The sequence below is a fragment of the Bradyrhizobium sp. SOJA106 genome, from assembly GCF_059448745.1.
Genome location: NZ_CM182549.1, coordinates 985,522 through 1,002,436, shown reverse-complemented (window position 1 = coordinate 1,002,436; position 16,915 = coordinate 985,522). Strand labels below are relative to the sequence as shown.

The following is a 16,915-nucleotide window of genomic DNA, read 5'->3' as shown; positions in this document are numbered from 1 at the left end:
CCGGTTTGATCAGTCAGCCTGGCTGAGCGCAGCGACCGGCGTGCGCTTCGGCGCACCGCGTGGAGTCTCGCTGCGGCTCAGCATATCCTTCAGATAGGCGACGTTGGCCGCGGCCTGGTCCGGCGGCAGGTCCGCCTTCACGATGGTCTCAGCCTCGGTGAAACGGCCCTGGAGACCGACGACCAGGCCGAGGTTCTGCCGTACCCGGCTGCTTGCGCGCGGCGAGGCATAGGCCTGTCGCAGCGCCTCCTCGGCCTTGGGCAAATCCTTCGACAGCATGTAGGACAGACCGAGATTGGAGAGCACGCCGGGATCGCCCGGCGCGATCTTCAACGCGCTCGCGTAGTAGGAGCGCGCCTCCTCGTGGCGGCCCATCTGATCGAGCGCGGTGCCCTGCACCGAGAGCAGGCGCCAGTCGGGATTGTCGGGCGAATGCGCCTTCGACAGCACGTCGAAAGCCTGCTGGAAATTGCCGTTGTCGGCGAGCGCGCGGCCGTACTGGGCGAGCAGCGCCTTGTTGCCGGGGTTGGCGATGGTCGCCTGTTCCAGCACGGCAGCGGCCTGGGCGCGCTGGCCGTTGGCGCGCAAGGCCTGACCATAGCCGAGGGCGGCGTCGGGGTCCTTGGGATTGGCGCGATAGCGCTCGCCATAGACCTCGACGGCACGCGCGGGATCTGCCGGCGCGGCTTCCGCCTTCGACCCGATTGAGCCGGTGACGTCGGAGAGCTTTGACATTGCCGTGCAGCCGCCGAGGCCGGTCGCCACCATCGCCACGAGCGAGGCAGACGCGAGAAGCCGGGCAGGACTGAACCGTTGACGCATGACGCTTTGACTCTCGAGCCGATTGATCGAGCCGAACGCGGTCAGCAATAGACTGTTAACCCTAACGGCCGGTTAACGTCAGCCTCGCTGCCCCTCACGGCGGCATCTGCGGCGGCGCTTCGCCGCCGAAGTCCAGATCGAGATCAAGCTGCTTCACCTGTTCGTTCATATCTCGCAGCAATTCAATCCTCTGCCGCGCCTCCGCGGCGACATCGATGTCCGTGCGCGGCATCCTCGGCAATTCGCGCTGAAGATCGTCGCGATGGACCCAGACGCCTGGCGCGGAGCTCATCGAGCCGATCGTCGTCGATGCCGAGCACCGCGGCGCATTGCGCGATCAGCCGCTGCAGCAGCTGCGTCACCGCTACCAGCGCCTCGAGCTCATGCTTCCGCCCCGATCTTGGATAACGCCTGCCGCTGCGCGCTTACGCTCGATACGTGCAGAAATGCGCGACACAATCTAAAATGCTCGACGATAATGCCACAACCGCCGCGCTAATAAAGCTCTGCGGCTGCGCGACCGTGAACGGCAGTTCTCAGCACGAGATACGAGAGCTGCCCGACGGAATTTTCGTGCGTCCCGATCAATATTCGATGGCGAGGCGCTTGCGGATCTCGTCGATGCGCTTGTCGAGCGCATCGAACCGCGCGTGGACGGAGCGGTCGTGGAGATAAAAGACGTAACCGCCGGCAAGGAACGCGAAGATCCAGTGATGATGCTCGACATAGCCAAAGATGGCTTCGACGGCCTGGCCGATGAATGTGACCACGCTCCACACAACTTCCATCACACGTCCTCCCGGCAGGCTTTCGTACTCGGCCGCTGGCAACCCCGGCACAGCGGACGGCCGCTTTCCGGAACCTAGCATGGCCCCCTTGCGGCGAGTAGCGGCTCGCTGAACGGTGACATGAAAGCCGATTGCGGCCACGGCAAAACTCTGCGAAGTCTCGTGCCTTCGCATGATCTGCTGATCCGGACCCGCCAATGCCTTCTGTCTTCGAGACATCGTCCACTGCTATCCCGATCACCTTCGTCACCAAATCAAGCTGGGATGCCGCGCGCGAAAGCTTGCCGCCGGCGCAGCGCCAGTTCGCCACGGCGAGCGCTTATGCCGCCAAGCCCGGCGGTTATCTGGCGTTGCCGGCGCCTGACGGCGCGATCGCACAGGTGCTGTTCGGTCTCGAGGACGAGGGCGCACGATCGCGCGACCTGTTCCGGCCGGGCGCCCTGCCCGGCCTACTGCCGCCGGGCACCTATCGTTTTGCCAATGCACCGCACGATGCACGTTTGGCGGCGCTCGCTTTTGCGCTGGGATGCTACCGCTTCGCGCGCTATCGCAAAGCCGATCGCCCCGACGTCCGGCTGGTGCCGCCTGACGGTGTCGATGCCGCCGAGATCACCCGCATCGCGGATGCCGCGATGCTGGCGCGCGACCTCATCAACACGCCCTCCAACGACATGGGGCCTGAGGAGCTCGCTGCAGCCGCGCAAGGTCTTGCCAGCGAGTTCGGTGCAAGCTTTGCCTGCACGATCGGCGAGGATCTGGAGAAGGATTTTCCGCTGATCCACGCCGTCGGGATGGCCTCCACCCGCGCCCCGCGGCTGATCGACATCGGCTGGGGCGATCCCTCACATCCGAAAGTGACGCTAGTCGGCAAGGGCGTCTGCTTCGACACCGGCGGGCTCGATCTGAAGCCGTCGAGCGGCATGCTGATCATGAAGAAGGACATGGGCGGTGCCGCCAACGTGCTGGCGCTGGCGCGCATGGTGATGGACGCCAAGCTGAAGGTGCGGTTGCGCGTGCTGATCCCGGCGGTGGAGAACGCCGTCGCCGGCAACGCCTTCCGTCCGCTCGACATCTTCACCTCGCGCAAGGGTATCACAGTGGAGATCGGCAACACCGACGCGGAAGGCCGGCTCGTGCTCGCCGACGCGCTGGCGCTGGCCGACGAGGAGAAGCCGGACCTGCTGATCGACCTGGGCACGCTGACCGGCGCGGCGCGCGTTGCACTGGGGCCGGATTTACCGCCCTTTTACACCAATGATGAGACGCTCGCCGCCGACGTCTCGCGTTGCGCGGTCAGGGAGAACGATCCGTTGTGGCGCATGCCGCTGTGGCCGCCTTATGATGCGTGGCTGGATTCCAAGACCGCCACCATCACCAACGCTCCATCCGGCGGCTTTGCCGGCTCGATCACGTGCGCGCTGTTCCTGCAACGCTTCGTCGAGCACGCCAAGAGCTGGCTGCACGTCGATATCTACGGCTGGACGCCCTCGGCGAAGCCCGCGCGGCCCGAGGGCGGCGAATGCCAGGCCGCGCGCGCCATCTACAAGGTGCTGAGCGAGCGCTATGCATGATCCGCGATTGACGCCGGCGCGGGGCGATCTCGCCGCGAAATATCTCGAAGGCAAGGTTGAGGCGCAGCGCTTCGTCACCGGCGAAGAATTCGAGGTGGTCGATCCGGTCGCGCCTGTGCGCGAGCAGCCGTCATCCGGCGCAATGCTGATGACCGAAGCGCTGCGCGGCGAGCGCGTCACGGTTTACGATCGCAACGGCGAGGGCTGGGCCTGGGGCCAGCTCATTGGCGACGGCTATGTCGGCTGGCTGCCGGACGCGGCGCTGGGCAAGCCATCGGCCGCCCCGACCCACGTGGTCAGCGCGCTGCGAACGCTGGCTTTCCCCGGCCCCTCCATCAAGCTGCCGCCATCGGGCACGCTCGTGTTGGGATCGAAGCTCGCGATTGTGCGCGAGGACGGCAGCTTTGCCGTGGCACATGACGGGACATTTTTGCCGACGACGCATCTCGCCCCGTTCGATCATCACGAGCCTGATTTCGTCACGGTGGCCGAGCGGTTTGTCGGCACGCCCTATCTCTGGGGCGGCAAGAGCAGTCTTGGCATCGATTGCTCGGGGCTCGTGCAGGTCTCGCTGACATCAGCCGGCATCGGCTGCCCGCGCGACAGTGACATGCAACTGGCGGGCCTCGGCCGCGCGCTGGAGCCGCACGAGCGACGCGGCCTGCTGCGCGGCGACCTGATCTTCTGGAAAGGGCACGTCGCCATCGTTCGCGACAGCACCACCATGGTCCACGCCAACGCGTATCACATGGCGACGGTGATCGAGCCGATCGCGCCGGCGATTGCGCGGATCAAGCACGCGGGCAGCGACGTCGTCGCGATCAAGCGCCTCTGATTGTCCTTGTCATTCCGGGGCACGCGCGCAGCGCCTGAACTATAGTGCGCAATTGCGCATCTGGGAAACTCGCCTCAATCTCTGGATTCCGGGTTCGCGCTATCGCACGCCCCGGAATGACGAGATCAAGTCGCCGCCGCCCCGTTCCCGGCCGTCTCCAGCCGGAACGCCGCCGCAAACAGCGCGCGCGTGTAATCGGTCTTCGGGTTCTTGAATAGCTCCGGGGCCTGGCCTTCCTCGACCACCTTGCCGCCGCGCATCACGATGAGGTGGCTGGCGAGCGAGGCGACAACGCGCAGATCGTGCGAGATGAACATGTAGGTGAGCTCGCGCCTGCGCTGAAGCTCGCGCAACAGATCGACCATCTGCGCCTGGATCAGCATGTCGAGCGCGCTGGTCGGCTCGTCGAGCACGACGAAATCCGGCTCCAGCACCACCGCGCGCGCGATGCTGATCCGCTGACGCTGGCCGCCAGAGAATTCGTGCGGATAGCGGTTGCGCGTCTCCGGCTTCAGCCCGACATCCTCCAGCGCCTTGACGACGCGCGCCTCGCGCTCCTCGCGCGACAGCTTCGGCTGGTGCACGGACAGGCCCTCGGCGATGATGTCGGCGACGGACATGCGCGGGCTGAGCGAGCCGAACGGATCCTGGAACACGATCTGCATGTCGCGCCGGAACGGACGCATCTCCTTGAAGCGCAGGCCCTGAATGTCGTTGCCGAGAAAGACGATGCGCCCGTTCGAGGAGATCAGTCGGAGCAAGGCGAGCCCGAGCGTGGTCTTGCCCGAGCCGGATTCGCCGACGACGCCGAGTGTCTCGCCCTTGCGCACGGCAACGCTGACGCCGTCGACCGCCTTGATGTGACCGACCGTCTTGCGCATCAGGCCGCGCTTGACCGGAAACCAGACCTTGAGATCGTCGGCGGACATCACCACCGGCGCATCCGGCTGCGGGGGAGCCGGATCGGGCTTCGGCTCGGCCGCGAGCAGGTCGCGGGTGTAGGGATGCTTCGGGGACTTGAAGACCTGCTCGACCGGCCCCTGCTCGACGATCACGCCGCCCTTCATGACGCAGACGATGTCGGCGATGCGGCGCACGATGCCGAGGTCGTGGGTGATGAAGAGCAGGCTCATGCCGAGCCGCGCGCGGATCTCGGCGAGCAGCGCCAGGATCTGCGCCTGTACGGTGACGTCGAGCGCCGTGGTCGGCTCGTCCGCGATCAACAGGTCCGGCTCGTTGGCAAGCGCCATCGCGATCATGACGCGCTGGCGCTGGCCGCCGGAGAGCTGGTGCGGATAGCTCTTCAGACGTGTTTCCGGTTCGGGGATGCCGACCTGCGTCAGCAATTCCAGCGTCCGCCGGCGCGCCTCTGAATTGCTGGTCGGATTGTGCAGCTGGATGATCTCGCCGATCTGCGCCTCGATCGTGTGCAGCGGATTGAGGGAGGTCATCGGCTCTTGAAAGATGATGGAGATGTCGCTGCCGCGAATCTCCCGCATCTGCTGCTCGCTCTGGTCGATCAGCTCCTGCCCCTTGAAGCGGATGCTGCCCGAGGGATGCGAGGCATTCGGATAGGGCAAGAGCTTCAGGATCGAGAGCGCGCTGACGGACTTGCCGGAGCCGGATTCGCCGACCAGCGCGACGCATTCGCCGCGCTTGATCTGGAACGAGACCTTGTCGACCGCGAGCGTGGTGGCGCCGCCCTGATGGAAGGCCACCGAGAGGTCGCGCACGCTGAGCAGGGGCTGGTTGATTGCGTCCATGGCCTTACCTGAACGTCTTGCGCGGATCGAAGGCGTCGCGCACCGCTTCGCCGATGAAGATCAAGAGCGACAGCATGATCGCGACCGAGAAGAAGCCGGAGAAGCCGAGCCACGGCGCCTGCACGTTGGCCTTGGCTTGCGAGAGCAATTCGCCGAGCGAGGGCGATCCCGGTGGCAGACCGAAGCCCAGGAAGTCCAGCGCCGTCAATGTCATCACCGACGAGGAGACGATGAACGGCAGGAACGTCATGGTCGCGACCATCGCGTTCGGCAGCAAATGGCGGAACATGATGACCGGGTTGGAGACGCCGAGCGCCCGCGCCGCCTGGATGTATTCGAAGTTGCGTCCGCGCAGGAACTCAGCCCGCACGAGTCCGACCAGAGAAACCCAGGAAAACAGCAGCAGGATACCGAGCAGCACGAAGAAGCCGGGCACGAGGACCGAGGACAGGATCAGGAGAAGATAGAGCGACGGTATCGCCGTCCAGATCTCGATGAAGCGCTGGAAGATGAGATCGACCCAGCCGCCGAAATAACCCTGCACCGCGCCGGCGGCGATGCCGATGACGGATGAGACGATGGTGAGGCAAAGGCCGAACAGCACGGAGATGCGGAAGCCGTAGATCAGCCGCGCCACCACGTCACGGCCCTGATCGTCGGTGCCGAGCCAGTTGTATTCGAGGTCGCGGCAGCTCTTCAGACCTTTCTTCTCGACCACCGGCTTGCATTGCGCTTCCGTCAGCATCCAGGTCGGCGGCGACGGCGCCGGCGTCGGCAGATCGAGATTGTGGGTATCGTACGAATAACGGATCAGCGGCCAGACGATGACGCCGCCCTTATCCTTGATCAGCTTCTGCAAATAGGGGTCGCGGTAGTCGGCGGCCGTCTCGAAATCACCGCCGAAGGTGGTTTCCGAATAAGTCACGAAGGCTGGCCAATACAGACGGCCGTCGAACTTGATCAGGAAGGGCCGATCGTTGGCGATCAGCTCGGCGAACAGCGAGATCACGAACAGCGTAATGAATATCCAGAACGACCAATAGCCGCGCCGGTTGGCCTTGAAGTTCTGCCACCGCCGCCGGTTGAGCGGCGAAGGCGCGAACGGCTTGCGCGTGATCGGAACGACATCGCCGAGCGGCGACTTCGCTGTGGTCTCGATCGGCGTCGGCGCGGTGATTGTCATCAGACCTCCCGCGCCTCGAAATCGATCCGGGGGTCGATCCACATATAGGTCAGATCGGAGATCAGGTTGATCACAAGTCCGACCAGCGAAAAGATGTAGAGCGTGCCGAACACCACGGGATAGTCGCGGTTGAGCACGCTCTCGAAGCTGAGCAGTCCGAGCCCGTCGAGCGAGAAGATGGTCTCGATCAGGAGCGAGCCTGAAAAGAAGGCGTGGATGAAGGTTCCGGGAAAGCCGGCGATCACGATCAACATGGCGTTGCGGAAGACATGGCCGTAGAGCACCCGGTTCTCACTGCAGCCCTTGGCACGCGCGGTCATGACGTATTGCTTGCGGATCTCGTCCAGGAACGAGTTCTTGGTCAGGAACGTCATCGTGGTGAAAGCACCCAGCCCCATGGCGATCAGTGGCAGCGTCAGATGCCAGAAATAATCGATGATCTTCCAGTACCAGGGAAATTGCGACCAGCCGTCCGACGTCAACCCGCGCAGCGGAAACCAGTTGAAGAACGAGCCACCGGCAAACAGGATGATCAGCAAGATCGCGAACAAGAAGCCGGGAATGGCATAGCCAAGGACGAGCACGGTCGACGTCCAGGTGTCGAACCGCGCGCCGTCGTTCACTGCCTTGCGAATGCCGAGCGGGATCGAGATCAGATAGGTCAGAAGGGTCAGCCAGAGGCCAAGCGAGATCGAGACCGGCAGCTTCTCCTTGATGAGCTGAAGCACGCTGACGTCGCGGAAATAGCTCTTGCCGAAATCGAAGCGGGCGAAGTTCCACACCATCAAGGCGAAGCGTTCCGGCGCCGGCTTGTCGAAACCGAACTGCACTTCCAGCTTCTTGATGAAATCAGGATCGAGCCCCTGCGCGCCGCGATATTTCGAGTTGATGGCATCGCCACCTGCGCCGATTTGTCCCGGCGCACGCTGCGCAAAATCGCCGCCGCCCGAAATGCGGGAGCTGCCACCGGTGTCGGCACCGGAGAGTTGTGCAATGACGCGCTCGACCGGGCCGCCCGGCGCGAACTGCACCACGACGAAGGAGACGAAGAGTATTCCGAGCAGCGTCGGGATCATCAAGAGGATGCGGCGGGCGATATAAGCGCTCATGACTATTTCGCCTGCTCGAGCCTGGCCGCCTTGCCACCATCATACCACCAGATGTCGGGGGCGCCGACGCCGTTGGCGTAACGCGGCAGTTTCTGCGGATGACCGAACTGGTCCCAATAGGCCAGCCGGTGCGTCTTATTGTACCACTGCGGGACCCAATAGCGGCCGGCCCGGAACAGGCGATCGAAAGCGCGGCAGGCGACGGTCAACTCCTCGCGGCTGTCGGCGGCCATGATCTTCTCGATCATGGCGTCGATCGCCGGGCTCGCGACTGCTGCGAGATTGTATGATCCCTTGGTGTTCGCGACCTGGGAGGAGAAGAACGCGCGCATGGCATCGCCTGGTGTCGCCGACATGCTGAAGCGCTGGATCGTCATGTCGAAGTCGAAATCTTCCTGGCGCGCCTTGTGCTGCACGGCATCGACGACGCGCACGCTCGCTTCGATGCCGAGCGTTGCGAGATTCTTGACATAAGGCGCATGGTGCGGCTGGAACGAAGGCTCGTCCAGCAGGAACTCGATCTTGAACGGCTCGCCGTTCGGCAGCACCCGCTTGCCGTCCTTGATCGGCACGCCGGCCTCGTTCAGCAATTGCTGCGCCCTGCGGAGCAGGCTGCGGTCCTGCCCGGAGCCGTCGGAGACCGGCGGCGTGAACGGCGCCGCGAATACATCGTCGGGAACCTGGCCGCGATACGGCTCCAGCAGCTTCAGCTCTTCCGGCGGCGGGGGCCCATTGCTGGCCATGAGATCAGAATTCTGGAATGGCGACAGCGTGCGGGCATAGGCACCGTACATGATGGTCTTGTTGGTCCATTCGAAGTCGAAGGCATTGATCAGCGCCTCGCGCACGCGCGGATCTTTGAATTTCTCGCGACGCGTGTTGATGAACCAGCCCTGCGCGCCGGACGGCGTATCATCGGGCACGACCTCCATCTTGACCCGACCGTCCTTCACGGCCGGAAAGTCATACCGCGTCGCCCAGATGCGGGAGGTGAATTCCTCGCGGTAGAGATAGTTCTTGCCGGTAAAACCCTCGAAGGCGACATCGCGGTCGCGATAGAATTCGTACCGCACGACATCGAAATTGTAGCTGCCGCGGCAAACCGGCAGATCGGCGGCCCACCAGTCCTTCACACGTTCGAACTCGATGTAACGATTGACCTCGAACCTGCCGACCCTATACGGGCCTGAGCCCAGCGGAATCTCCAGCGACGACTCGTCGAACGGGCGGGATGCGTAATATGCCTTGGAGAAGATCGGCAGGCCCGCAACATAGAGCGGCACGTCGCGCGCGCGTCCCTTGGCGAAGGTGACGACAAGTGTCGCATCGTCGAGAGCTTCCGCACTGACCATGTCGCGCATCTGAACGATGATCAGCGGATGCCCCTTGGTCTTCAGCGCCGTCAACGAAAACGCCGCATCGTGCGCGGTGAGCCTGGTGCCGTCGTGGAATTTCGCCTCCGGCCGCATCGTGAAGCGATAGGTGAGCTTGTCCGGCGAGATCTGCACGGATTTGGCGGCAAGCCCGTACATCGCGTCCGGCTCGTCATTGGCGCGCACCATCAGCGGCGCGAAGGTCATGTCCATGCCTTGCGCACCATCACCCTTCAAGATGAAGGCGTTGAGCGAGTTGAAGGTCTGGTAGGACTGGTTGTACGACCGCACCGACGGGATGAGCGAGAACGTCCCGCCCTTCGGCGCGTCGGGATTGACGTAATCGAAATGATGGAAGTCGGCGGAATATTTGAGATCACCGAAGGCAGAGATGCCGTGGACTTCGGCCGGTCCTTCCGACGCCGCCGCGCCGCGCAACAAGGCGGCGCTGAGTGCACCGCCGGCACTTATGGCCAGCACTTGCCGGCGTGAAAGCTGCGCCATGCGGGGGATATCCTTCACGATTTCTTTGCGATCCGCGCCGCCTTGTCTGCGTCGTACCACCAGATGAACGGGAAGCCGGATTGGCCGTATCGGGGCAATTCCGAGGGCCGGCCGAAGCGGTCCCATCGCGCGGTGCGCACCTTCGTATAGGTCCACTGCGGCACGACGTAGTGATTCCACAGCAGCACGCGGTCGAGCGCCTTGGTTGCCGCGACGAGATCGTCACGATCTCTGGCGTAGATCAGCCGCTCGATCAGCTTGTCGACTGCGGGATTTTTGATGCCGCCGATATTGCGCGAGCCGGCGATGTCGGCCGACTTGGATGACCAGAACTCGCGCTGCTCGTTGCCCGGAGATTGCGACTCGCCCCAAGAGTTGGTGACGACATCGAAATCCCACTCGCGTGTTCTGTTCTCGTATTGGGTCGGATCGACCGTTCGGACGCTGACGGCAATGCCGAGCCGTTCCAGCGACGGCTTGTAGAACAGCGCCACGCGCTCGAAGCTCGGATCCTGGTTCAACAGTTCCAGAGAAAACTGGGCGCCGGTCTTGACGTCGACCAGCTTGCGGTCGCGCACCTCGTAGCCGGCCTCCTTGAACAGGCGCAGCGCCTCGCGCAGATTATCGCGTACGGCTTCCGGACTGCCGCCGACCGGGTTGGTGTAGGCCGTGGTGAACACTTCCGGCGGGACTTCGCCGCGGACGGTTTCGAGAATCTCGAGCTCCTTTCCTTGCGGCACGCCGGTTGCCATCAGTTCGTCGATGCCGTCGAAATAGCTGGTGATGCGCTTGTACTGACCGTAGAAGATCTGCTTGTTCATCTCCTCGAAGTCGAACGCGTAGTTGAGCGCTCGACGGACGCGGGGATCGCTGAACTTGGCGCGGCGCAGGTTCGGCACGAAAGCTTGCATGACGCCCGAGCTGCGGTTGGCGAACTCCTCGAGGATCACGCGTTTTTCGGCGACGGCCGGGAAATCGTAGGCGGTTGCCCAATTCTTCGCGCTGTTCTCGGTGCGCCAATCGACCTGATCGGCCTTGAACGCCTCGATCGCGACGGTGGCGTCGCGGAAATACTCGTAGCGCAGTTCGTCGAAATTGTTGCGGCCGACATTGGCCGGGAGGTCGCGCCCCCAATAATCCTTGACGCGCTCCAGCGCGATCGATCGTCCGGCAACGAACTCCTTGATCTTGTAGGGGCCGGAGCCGAGCGGCACTTCGAGTGTGGTCGCGGAGACGTCGCGCTTGCGCCCTTGCGCGTCGGTCCCCTCCCACCAATGCTTCGGCAAGACCGTGAGCTGCCCGACGATCTGCGGCAGTTCGCGATTGCCCGGCGCGTCGAACACAAACCTCACTTCGCGCTCGCCGACCTTCTCGGCCTTCACCACATGACTGTAATAGGCCGAGTACATCGGGTGGTGCTTCTTGAAGGAATCGAGCGAGAAGATCACGTCATCCGCGGTGACCGGCTTGCCGTCGTGCCATTTGGCCTCCGGCCGCAGACGGTAGGTAACGAAGGAGAAATCGTCGGGGTGGCTGACGGCCTCAGCGAGCGCACCGTATTCGGTCGAGACCTCGTCAAGCGCGGGCGTCAGAAGCGATTCATAGATGAACCCGACGGCCCCAGCGACCTGGCCCTTCACACCGGAGACGACGATGTTGAAATTGTCGAATGTACCGACGGCAATCTGACGCGCGACCCCGCCTTTTGGCGCTTCCGGATTGACATAGTCGAAACGCTTGAAGTCGGCGGGGTACTTGATCTTTCCGAACAGTGACAGCGCGTGGCGCCAGGGTAGCTCACTCGCCTCGGCCGCGCCGATGGCGGGAACGCCGGCGACAGAACCGAGAACGGGGAGCGCGGCAGCAGCGGCGCCGGTGAGCAGGAGATCGCGTCGGGTAATGGCCAAATCAATAGTCCTGTCTTGAAGGAGGCTACTCCTTTAAGTTCCCAATATAGGCGAGGTTTCGACGGAATATGTTGCTTTTTCCTCATGTTGGAAGGCCGGACGGCCACTCGGATGCGGCCAAACGCCCCGATAACGTCATCGCGAGGCCCGGATAAGGAAACGGCCAGGCTTTTCAGCCTGGCCGCATGTTCCAGAAGAGGTTTTTGACGCCCTTATTTCGACGCCGTCGGGATCGGCTGCGGATGATCCGACAGCGAGTTCAGATAGGCGATGACGTCGGCGCGCTCGGAATCCTTGGGGATACCGGCAAAGCCCATCGCGGTGCCCGGGATGAAGCCCTTCGGATTGGCGATGAACTTGTTGAGGTCTTCGAAAGTCCAGGTGCCTCCCTTGGCCTTCATGGCGGCGGAGAAGTTGAAGCCGTTGCGGCCCTCACCTCTAGCTTCGCCGACGACGCCATAGAGGTTCGGACCGACGCGATTCGGGCCGCCCTTCTCGAAGGTGTGGCAGGCGCCGCACTTCTTGGCGGCGGCAGCGCCCTTCTCGACGGAGGCGGTCTGGAGCAGCTTTTCGATCGGTTCGGACGATCCGGCGGCCGCGCCACCTTCCTTGCCGCCGTGGCCCGCATCTTCCTTGACGGCGATCTCGAAGCCCGGTTTTTCCGGCATCTTGGGCGAGAACAGTGCCTGGGCGGTGAAGCTGGTCACCAGCAGAACGAGACAGGTCCCGAGCACGGCACCGAGGATTTTATTGAGTTCAAACGAGTCCATTTCCGGCCAGGCCCCACACCGCAAGAAGGAAACAGCGGCCCAAGCGGCCGCCAGGACGAGCCTCGGGAGAATCAAAACGTTCCTTGTTGTTTCCCCGAGTTTTGCCATTGAGATATCGGTTTGCCCGGGGTCTGGCAACCCGTATAAGCGACCCGGCTTCGAGCCCGTCCCCACTCCATTTCTCGACGCGGAAAACCTCCCGTTTCCAGGCCCTTGAACCCAGACCTTTGAGCCAATGACCGATCCCCGCATCCTGGTGCTGATCCCGGCCCGCATGGCCGCCACCCGCCTGCCCGGCAAGCCGCTCGCCGACATCGCGGGCCTGCCGATGGTCGTGCATGTGCTGCGGCGCGCCGAGGCCGCTGGGATCGGCCGGGTTGCGGTCGCAACCGACACGGACGAGATCGCCTCGGTGGTGACGGCCCATGGCGGCGAGGCCGTGATGACACGCTCGACCCACCCCTCCGGCTCGGACCGCATCCACGAGGCCATGCAAAAGCTCGATCCGAACGGCACGGCCGAGATCGTGATCAATCTCCAGGGCGATTTCCCGACCATCACGCCGCAGACCATCCGCGAGGTGCTGCCGCCCTTCGACGACCCGGCGGTCGACATCGTGACACTGGCCTCGCAGATCCACACCGAGGAGGAGGACCTCGCGCCCAGCGTCGTGAAGGCGATCGGCTCACCAATCGGGCCGAAGCGGTTGCGCGCACTTTATTTCACTCGCGCCACCGCGCCTTACGGCAACGGGCCGCGATACCACCACATCGGCCTTTATGCCTATCGCCGCGCCGCGCTGGAGCGATTCGTGTCGCTACCGCCGTCACCGCTCGAAAAACAGGAGAGCCTGGAGCAGCTCCGGGCGGTGGAAGCCGGCATGCGCATCGACATCATGATCGTCGACAGCGTGCCCCGCGGTGTCGACACGCCGCCCGACCTCGAAACCGCCCGCAGCATCCTTTCCAAATCCTGAGCCGCTGCTACAAGGCCTCTCATGAGCAAGATGAAGATCGCATTCCAGGGCGAGCCCGGAGCCAATTCCCACATCGCCATCGTCGAGGCCTATCCCGACGCCGAGCCGATGCCCTGCGCCACCTTCGAGGACGCGCTGTCGGCGATCTCCTCGGGTGAGGCGGATCTCGGCATGATCCCGATCGAGAACTCCGTCGCCGGCCGCGTCGCCGACATCCATCATCTGCTGCCGGCCTCCGGCCTGTTCATCATCGGCGAATGGTTTCTGCCCGTTCGGCATCAGCTGATGGCGGTGAAGGGGACCAAGCTCGACGACATCAAGAGCGTCGAGAGCCATGTGCACGCGCTCGGCCAGTGCCGGCGCATCATCCGCAAGCTCGGCATCAAGCCGATCGTGCATGCCGACACCGCCGGCAGCGCCCGCGATATCTCCGAGCGCAACGACAAGACGGTGGCTGCGATCGCCTCGCGCCTCGCCGCCAAGATCTACGGCCTCGATATCCTCGCCGAGGACATCGAGGACGAGGCGCACAACACCACGCGCTTCGTGATGCTGGCACGCGAGCCGAAATGGGCGGCGCAGGGCTCGGGCCCGCTGGTCACAACATTCGTATTCCGGGTCCGCAATTTGCCCGCAGCGCTCTACAAGGCGCTCGGCGGCTTCGCCACCAACGGCGTCAACATGACCAAGCTCGAGAGCTATATGGTCGACGGCAATTTCTTCGCCACGCAGTTTTATGCCGACGTCGACGGCCACCCCGACGACAAGGGCCTGGCGTTTGCGATCGAGGAGCTGAAGTTCTTCTCGCGCGAATTCCGCATCGTCGGCGTCTATCCGGGACATCCGTTCCGCGCGACGTTCAGCGAAGCGCAGGATTGATTTGCATGTCCCGGACGCGCGCAGCGCGAGCCGGGACCCAGGAGCTGCGATGCCCGGACGGGCGATGGGCCCCGGCTCAGCAGCGCACCGCTGACGGGCGCTGGGGCACGAGAGCGTTACGCGGCCGCTCTAAGCCCGAACGCCTCCGCCAGCAGTGAATAGGACTTCTTCCGCGCCTCGTGATCGTACACGGCGGTGATCACCATCAATTCGTCCGGCTTGCTGGCATCGATCAGCGGCTGAAGCTTCTTCTGCACCGTCGCCGGGCTGCCGACGAACAGGCGCGAGCGGTTGCGCAGGATCGAGCTGCGCTCGGCCTCCGTGTAGGGATACGCCAGCGCCTCTTCGACGCTCGGCAGCGGCAGATATTGGCCGCGGTCGCGGCGCAGGCGGTTGAGATCGAACGAGGTCGCGAGCTTCTCGGCCTCATCGTCCGTATCCGCGGTGATGACCGCCACTGCGAGGATCGCGTGCGGGCTGGCGCGCCAGACCGAAGGCTGGAAGCGGTTGCGGTAATGCACCATGGCATCGACGGCGTCATGCGAGGCGAAATGGTGCGCGAAGGCGAAGCCCATGCCGACCTGCGCGGCGAGCTCCGAGGAATAGTCGCTCGAGCCGAGCAGCCAGATCGGCGGCAAGGGCGTGTCGTCGGGCATCGCGACGACGTTGTTGTAGGGATGGCCGGCGGGGAATTCGCGGGTCTCCCACAGGATCAATTCGTGCAGTCGCTCCAGGAAATCGTCGCCCTCGCGGCGGTCGAGCCGGCTGCGCAACGCATAGGCCGTGGCGCCATCGGTGCCGGGCGCGCGGCCAAGGCCAAGATCGATGCGGCCGGGAAACAACGCCTCCAGCATCTTGAAGCGCTCAGCCACCACCAGCGGCGCGTGGTTGGGCAGCATCACGCCACCGGAGCCGACGCGGATATGTTTCGTCACCGCCGCGATCTGGCCGATCATCACGTCGGGCGCGGGGCTCGCCACTGAGGCGAGGTTGTGGTGCTCGGCGAGCCAATAGCGGACATAGCCGAGCCCGTCGACATGGCGCGCCAGGTCGATGCTGTTGCGCAGCGCCGCGGCGGGTTTGGTGCCTGATGTGACGACCGAGAGGTCGAGGACTGAGAGCGGGATCATGGCGTGGTAACCTAATGAAGGCCGGCGCAGCAGCAATGGGCAGACTGCGCAGGTCTGGCGTGTGCCGGCCGCGAGCGCCGGCGGCGGACTGAGCTAGAGAAGTGGGACGAACCCTGCCTCTGCAACGTAAGTTTCACACTGCCCACACGATGACGTCGCTCCAACAGCCCATTTTCGTTGGAACAGCGCGCTGATTTATGAGCATATCGCCAAACTCCTGCTTCCCACCCCACTTTTCATACGCGCGATAATTCGTATGATCTACCACAAAAGTGGGCCACTTCCCATCATCGATGGGCTGTCGAGCGCAACCGCTTTGGCTTATCTTACTCTCCCAATCTAGACCTGACCGCCGGCCGCCAAAATCTGGAGTGAGTGGTGCCATGACCGACCTGACGATTCCTGCCCGCGCTGAGGGGCAAGACGGGCACCTGAAGCGGCCTGCGATCTCGTTCGAGTTCTTTCCGCCCAAGACGGAAGAGATGGAGCGGAATCTCTGGGAGACCATCAACCGGCTGGCCCCGCTCGACCCGAAATTCGTCTCGGTAACCTATGGTGCCGGCGGCTCGACTCGCGAGCGCACTCACTCGACCATCTCGCGCATCCTCAAGGAGACCGCGCTGCTGCCGGCGGCGCATCTGACCTGCGTCGGCGCCTCGCGCGGCGAGATCGACGAGATCGTCGACCGCTATCACGAGGTGGGCGTCCGCCACATCGTGGCCTTGCGCGGCGACCCCGTCGGCGGAATCGGCACACCCTACTCCAGCCATCCCGAGGGCTATCAGAGCTCGGCCGAGCTCGTCGCGGGCATCAAGAAGCGCCACGCCGACATCGAAGTATCGGTGTCCGCCTATCCCGAGAAGCACCCCGAGGCGCGCGACTTCGACGCCGACATCGACACGCTTCAGGCCAAGGTCGACGCCGGCGCGACGCGCGCGATCACGCAGGTGTTCTTCGATAACGACCTCTACTTCCGCTATCTCGATCGCGTCCGCGCCCGCGGCATCACCATCCCGATCGTGCCGGGCATCATGCCCATGCACAATTTCAAGCAGGCGCGCAATTTCGTGACGCGTGCCGGCACCACCGTGCCGGACTGGTTCGCCGCGAAGTTCGAGGGCCTCGATGAGGACGCCGAGACCCGCAAGCTGGTCGCCGCGACCGTCGCGGCCGGCCAGGTGCAGAAGCTCGCCAAGCACGGCGTCGACACCTTCCATTTCTACACCATGAACCGCGCCGATCTCGTGTTCGCGATCAGCCATTTGCTCGGCATCCGCGCCAAGAGCGCCCAGAAGGCTGCGTGAG

At 64.0% G+C, this 16,915-nt stretch carries 15 protein-coding genes; 5 read left to right on the top strand and 10 right to left on the bottom strand.

Annotated features, from left to right (window positions below):
• Positions 1 to 9 precede the first annotated feature (9 nt).
• From AC5V87_RS04660 to AC5V87_RS04650, 3 genes are all read right to left on the bottom strand, one after another.
• Entirely contained in the window at positions 10 to 822 is an 813-nt protein-coding gene (locus tag AC5V87_RS04660) for a tetratricopeptide repeat protein (protein WP_456841132.1), read from the bottom strand.
• Between the two features lie 94 nt (positions 823 to 916).
• Entirely contained in the window at positions 917 to 1,054 is a 138-nt protein-coding gene (locus AC5V87_RS04655) for a hypothetical protein (RefSeq protein ID WP_495370150.1), read from the bottom strand.
• A gap of 352 nt (positions 1,055 to 1,406) precedes the next feature.
• Positions 1,407 to 1,610, bottom strand: a complete 204-nt coding sequence (locus AC5V87_RS04650; protein ID WP_456843469.1) for a hypothetical protein — start codon at positions 1,608 to 1,610, stop codon at positions 1,407 to 1,409.
• 197 nt (positions 1,611 to 1,807) lie between these two features.
• On the opposite strand from AC5V87_RS04650, the gene AC5V87_RS04645 reads away from it, so the two are divergent.
• Both AC5V87_RS04645 and AC5V87_RS04640 read left to right on the top strand, forming a co-directional pair.
• On the top strand, positions 1,808 to 3,181 hold the full coding sequence (locus tag AC5V87_RS04645; RefSeq protein WP_456841134.1) for a leucyl aminopeptidase family protein: 1,374 nt from the start codon (positions 1,808 to 1,810) through the stop codon (positions 3,179 to 3,181).
• Positions 3,174 to 4,016: a C40 family peptidase gene (locus AC5V87_RS04640; protein ID WP_495370149.1), complete on the top strand. Its 843-nt coding sequence runs from the start codon at positions 3,174 to 3,176 to the stop codon at positions 4,014 to 4,016. Before AC5V87_RS04645 ends, AC5V87_RS04640 begins: the two co-directional genes overlap by 8 nt.
• 125 nt (positions 4,017 to 4,141) lie before the next feature.
• Here the strand turns inward: AC5V87_RS04640 and AC5V87_RS04635 are convergent, their stop codons facing one another.
• The 6 genes from AC5V87_RS04635 to AC5V87_RS04610 form a co-directional block, all read right to left on the bottom strand.
• The gene (locus AC5V87_RS04635) at positions 4,142 to 5,779 is read right to left on the bottom strand and encodes an ABC transporter ATP-binding protein (protein WP_495370148.1); all 1,638 of its coding nucleotides are present in this window, start codon (positions 5,777 to 5,779) and stop codon (positions 4,142 to 4,144) included.
• 4 nt (positions 5,780 to 5,783) lie between these two features.
• On the bottom strand, positions 5,784 to 6,962 hold the full coding sequence (locus tag AC5V87_RS04630; protein WP_495370147.1) for an ABC transporter permease: 1,179 nt from the start codon (positions 6,960 to 6,962) through the stop codon (positions 5,784 to 5,786).
• The gene (locus AC5V87_RS04625; RefSeq protein ID WP_456841138.1) at positions 6,962 to 8,071 is read right to left on the bottom strand and encodes a microcin C ABC transporter permease YejB; all 1,110 of its coding nucleotides are present in this window, start codon (positions 8,069 to 8,071) and stop codon (positions 6,962 to 6,964) included. The genes AC5V87_RS04630 and AC5V87_RS04625 overlap by 1 nt, the downstream gene beginning before the upstream one ends.
• 2 nt (positions 8,072 to 8,073) lie before the next feature.
• Complete coding sequence (locus AC5V87_RS04620) at positions 8,074 to 9,948, bottom strand: extracellular solute-binding protein (RefSeq protein ID WP_495370146.1); 1,875 nt, start codon at positions 9,946 to 9,948, stop codon at positions 8,074 to 8,076.
• Between the two features lie 14 nt (positions 9,949 to 9,962).
• The gene (locus AC5V87_RS04615; protein ID WP_495370145.1) at positions 9,963 to 11,855 is read right to left on the bottom strand and encodes an extracellular solute-binding protein; all 1,893 of its coding nucleotides are present in this window, start codon (positions 11,853 to 11,855) and stop codon (positions 9,963 to 9,965) included.
• A 212-nt stretch (positions 11,856 to 12,067) separates the two neighbouring features.
• The gene (locus AC5V87_RS04610; RefSeq protein ID WP_456841141.1) at positions 12,068 to 12,625 is read right to left on the bottom strand and encodes a c-type cytochrome; all 558 of its coding nucleotides are present in this window, start codon (positions 12,623 to 12,625) and stop codon (positions 12,068 to 12,070) included.
• Positions 12,626 to 12,860: 235 nt separating this feature from the next.
• Between AC5V87_RS04610 and AC5V87_RS04605 the strand changes: the two genes are divergently transcribed.
• Both AC5V87_RS04605 and AC5V87_RS04600 read left to right on the top strand, forming a co-directional pair.
• The gene (locus tag AC5V87_RS04605) at positions 12,861 to 13,601 is read left to right on the top strand and encodes a 3-deoxy-manno-octulosonate cytidylyltransferase (protein WP_495370144.1); all 741 of its coding nucleotides are present in this window, start codon (positions 12,861 to 12,863) and stop codon (positions 13,599 to 13,601) included.
• A gap of 21 nt (positions 13,602 to 13,622) precedes the next feature.
• A complete protein-coding gene (locus AC5V87_RS04600) occupies positions 13,623 to 14,480 on the top strand; it encodes a prephenate dehydratase (protein ID WP_456841143.1) in 858 nt (285 codons plus the stop codon).
• Positions 14,481 to 14,596: 116 nt separating this feature from the next.
• Here AC5V87_RS04600 and AC5V87_RS04595 read toward each other — a convergent pair whose 3' ends face one another.
• Positions 14,597 to 15,610: an LLM class flavin-dependent oxidoreductase gene (locus AC5V87_RS04595; protein ID WP_495370143.1), complete on the bottom strand. Its 1,014-nt coding sequence runs from the start codon at positions 15,608 to 15,610 to the stop codon at positions 14,597 to 14,599.
• A gap of 383 nt (positions 15,611 to 15,993) precedes the next feature.
• On the opposite strand from AC5V87_RS04595, the gene metF reads away from it, so the two are divergent.
• Positions 15,994 to 16,914: a methylenetetrahydrofolate reductase [NAD(P)H] gene (gene metF, locus AC5V87_RS04590; protein ID WP_456841145.1), complete on the top strand. Its 921-nt coding sequence runs from the start codon at positions 15,994 to 15,996 to the stop codon at positions 16,912 to 16,914.
• The last annotated feature ends 1 nt before the right edge of the window (position 16,915 follow it).

What these genes read in the sequence shown, in the direction of transcription:
- AC5V87_RS04660 (WP_456841132.1), bottom strand. Translation starts at nt 822, where the DNA reads ATGCGTCAACGGTTCAGTCCTGCCCGGCTTCTCGCGTCTGCCTCGCTC.
- AC5V87_RS04655 (WP_495370150.1), bottom strand. Translation starts at nt 1,054, where the DNA reads ATGCCGCGCACGGACATCGATGTCGCCGCGGAGGCGCGGCAGAGGATT.
- AC5V87_RS04650 (WP_456843469.1), bottom strand. Translation starts at nt 1,610, where the DNA reads ATGGAAGTTGTGTGGAGCGTGGTCACATTCATCGGCCAGGCCGTCGAA.
- AC5V87_RS04645 (WP_456841134.1), top strand. Translation starts at nt 1,808, where the DNA reads ATGCCTTCTGTCTTCGAGACATCGTCCACTGCTATCCCGATCACCTTC.
- AC5V87_RS04640 (WP_495370149.1), top strand. Translation starts at nt 3,174, where the DNA reads ATGCATGATCCGCGATTGACGCCGGCGCGGGGCGATCTCGCCGCGAAA.
- AC5V87_RS04635 (WP_495370148.1), bottom strand. Translation starts at nt 5,779, where the DNA reads ATGGACGCAATCAACCAGCCCCTGCTCAGCGTGCGCGACCTCTCGGTG.
- AC5V87_RS04630 (WP_495370147.1), bottom strand. Translation starts at nt 6,962, where the DNA reads ATGACAATCACCGCGCCGACGCCGATCGAGACCACAGCGAAGTCGCCG.
- AC5V87_RS04625 (WP_456841138.1), bottom strand. Translation starts at nt 8,071, where the DNA reads ATGAGCGCTTATATCGCCCGCCGCATCCTCTTGATGATCCCGACGCTG.
- AC5V87_RS04620 (WP_495370146.1), bottom strand. Translation starts at nt 9,948, where the DNA reads ATGGCGCAGCTTTCACGCCGGCAAGTGCTGGCCATAAGTGCCGGCGGT.
- AC5V87_RS04610 (WP_456841141.1), bottom strand. Translation starts at nt 12,625, where the DNA reads ATGGACTCGTTTGAACTCAATAAAATCCTCGGTGCCGTGCTCGGGACC.
- AC5V87_RS04605 (WP_495370144.1), top strand. Translation starts at nt 12,861, where the DNA reads ATGACCGATCCCCGCATCCTGGTGCTGATCCCGGCCCGCATGGCCGCC.
- AC5V87_RS04600 (WP_456841143.1), top strand. Translation starts at nt 13,623, where the DNA reads ATGAGCAAGATGAAGATCGCATTCCAGGGCGAGCCCGGAGCCAATTCC.
- AC5V87_RS04595 (WP_495370143.1), bottom strand. Translation starts at nt 15,610, where the DNA reads ATGATCCCGCTCTCAGTCCTCGACCTCTCGGTCGTCACATCAGGCACC.
- metF (WP_456841145.1), top strand. Translation starts at nt 15,994, where the DNA reads ATGACCGACCTGACGATTCCTGCCCGCGCTGAGGGGCAAGACGGGCAC.